Here is a 1,580-nt window from a genome sequence, read left to right as displayed (position 1 = left end):
AAAAAGCAGGGTAGTTTTTGACACTACCTAAAAAAGAGGGGAGGAAAGAAAAATGACAGACATGCATATACTATGGATTGTCATTGCAATGGCGGCAGGGACGGCCATTACGAGATTTCTCCCATTTTTCCTGTTTCCACAGGGCAAAGAGATGCCCAGATACGTGGAGTACCTGGGCCGTACGCTTCCCTATGCCACGATGGGGCTTCTTGTGGTTTACTGCCTGAAAGGAATAGAAATCCTGAACTGGCCCTTCGGACTCCCTGAATTTATTGCATCGGCTGCCGTTGCAGCGCTTCATGCGTGGAAGAAAAATTCACTTTTGAGCATTGGAGCCGGAACCGTTCTCTACATGGTTCTGGTGCAGCTTGTCTTCTGATCAGTCTTTCTCGCTTTCATTTTTTGCCCGGGGAAGAAAGTGGTAGAGCTGCTCGTAGGAAGTGATTTCGCCGTCGGACTGCGGAAGGGCCGGAATCAGGCCGGTACAGTCTGTGGCGGAACAGATATCCAGATCGAACATGGTTTCACTTTCATCAAACTCCGGGGTTTTGTCTGCGGCAATGTCTGACTTGCCGTCTGCCTTATAATTATTTTCCATATGTCTCACCTCAGTATTATTGTGGTAAAAGCGGGTAAAACTATGTCAGGAAAATAGAGGCATAAAAACAGGTTCAGCCGTAATGTTTTTTGCTGTCTGAACGGTTGCTGTCATTGAAAGCAGTGGCCTGTGCGGAGCGGGCCGGTTATCGTTCAGCAGGGCGGAAGATTCACATTAATACAGCTCCAGGCGCCGGTCAGCTTCTCCAGTGATGCGGCGGCATTGGCCGGGCTGGTTGACGGCAGCTTTACGGCCGGTATTTTTGTAAAGGGAAGGCAGTATTTGTCATATAGCTTTGCCGATACGCCTCCGTTTGTATATATCTGCCTGATAGAGGCAGTCTTAAGAATCAGGTTCAAATTATTGGGAACGGCATTTCTGATGGAACTGTCGCTGGAACCTTCAATGTCACAGCTTTCGATGACATCCCAGACGGCGATATGGTTGCGCAGCAGAAAATTTCTTTTTTCTTTTGTTGACGCGGGAAGCGGCTCTTTTCGAAGCGCAGCCAGGACCGGCCAGAAGCGGTTTCTGGGATGGCCGTAGAAAAAGCAGGCCTCCCGGGATTTTACGGAGGGAAAGGAGCCCAGTATCAGAATTTCAGAATTTTGATCATATACGGGGTCAATTCCATGGACTACATGATTGAGCATAATATACCTCATCTGCAGCAGGAAGCCGGCATCAGCCGGTCTCCTGCCGTCTTGAATTTTATAGATTACTTTATTCTAACACAGCGGGATGGAGGGATAAAGCGGAAAATGTGTGATTTTCATATAAAAATCCATGTTTTAGTTTCTGTTACTGTTCACACCCCGCCCAAAAGCAGCGTGCTGCGAACAATAACACGCTTCGCGATGCACAGAAACGGTAAAAACGCCGTTGATTGTGGTGAAAAGTTAATTTTTCAACGCGTCGCGCCGTGCAACTCGGGATTTTCGTGGAAATTGCGCACGAAAACACCTCGCGGAACACAACCGTG

The 1,580-nt window shown here is 48.1% G+C and carries 4 protein-coding genes; 2 read left to right on the top strand and 2 right to left on the bottom strand.

Annotated elements, in window-relative coordinates:
* Positions 1-52: 52 nt before the first annotated feature.
* Entirely contained in the window at positions 53-379 is a 327-nt protein-coding gene (locus tag CLOSYM_RS02395) for a branched-chain amino acid transporter permease (RefSeq protein ID WP_003501871.1), read from the top strand.
* Here CLOSYM_RS02395 and CLOSYM_RS02390 read toward each other — a convergent pair whose 3' ends face one another.
* Positions 380-598 (bottom strand): hypothetical protein, encoded by a 219-nt coding sequence (locus tag CLOSYM_RS02390; protein ID WP_003501873.1) that lies wholly within the window; start codon positions 596-598, stop codon positions 380-382. It lies immediately after the preceding gene.
* A gap of 152 nt (positions 599-750) precedes the next feature.
* Entirely contained in the window at positions 751-1,251 is a 501-nt protein-coding gene (locus CLOSYM_RS02385; protein WP_021640797.1) for a DNA-deoxyinosine glycosylase, read from the bottom strand.
* Here CLOSYM_RS02385 and CLOSYM_RS23145 point away from each other — a divergent pair.
* Positions 1,231-1,580 (top strand): hypothetical protein (locus tag CLOSYM_RS23145; protein ID WP_207638253.1); only part of this gene is annotated, 350 nt, incomplete at its 3' end. The two genes, CLOSYM_RS02385 and CLOSYM_RS23145, sit on opposite strands and share 21 nt — an antisense overlap.

Origin of the sequence: [Clostridium] symbiosum ATCC 14940, from assembly GCF_000466485.1 — a bacterium.
Classification (GTDB): Bacteria; Bacillota; Clostridia; order Lachnospirales; family Lachnospiraceae; genus Otoolea; species Otoolea symbiosa.
This window is presented reverse-complemented; position numbering and strand designations above follow the sequence as displayed.

Excerpts from the sequence above, each read along its gene's own strand:
- CLOSYM_RS02390 (WP_003501873.1), bottom strand. The coding sequence starts at position 598 with ATGGAAAATAATTATAAGGCAGACGGCAAGTCAGACATTGCCGCAGAC.
- CLOSYM_RS02395 (WP_003501871.1), top strand. The coding sequence starts at position 53 with ATGACAGACATGCATATACTATGGATTGTCATTGCAATGGCGGCAGGG.
- CLOSYM_RS02385 (WP_021640797.1), bottom strand. The coding sequence starts at position 1,251 with ATGCTCAATCATGTAGTCCATGGAATTGACCCCGTATATGATCAAAAT.